Here is a 326-nt window from a genome sequence, read left to right on the forward strand (position 1 = left end):
CCTACCTTCTTACCAATCGCTGCCCATTGCTCTGCTTGTGTTTGCTTTTCTTTTACGAATACTCGATATTCTCTTAAGATCTTCTCTTTATATCCGATCCCTTTTCTTGCAATTACATAACTCGCTGCCTGATGCACACTCATTCCCTTATCCCGTACATACTTTAATTTTCCAATCAGTGACGTATACGCTGGATCTACTTTAATCACTTCTATTCCTTCATAGACTGCTTTTCGTTCGATGGCTTCACTGATTTGTGCATAAGCAAACTCACTCAGCATTCGATTCAGTCCTTTTGGCTGATAGCGCTGCTTCTGCTTTTTATC

1 protein-coding gene is annotated in these 326 nt (G+C 40.5%); it reads right to left on the minus strand.

The genetic code is table 11. The annotated features are described in order from the left end of the window. The coding region (locus DAHG_RS18225) for an IS200/IS605 family accessory protein TnpB-related protein (protein WP_022936309.1) at positions 1-326 on the minus strand (326 nt) is incomplete at both ends.

It is taken from the genome of Dielma fastidiosa (assembly GCF_000313565.1).
In the GTDB taxonomy this organism is placed as follows: Bacteria; Bacillota_I; Bacilli_A; order Erysipelotrichales; family Erysipelotrichaceae; genus Dielma; species Dielma fastidiosa.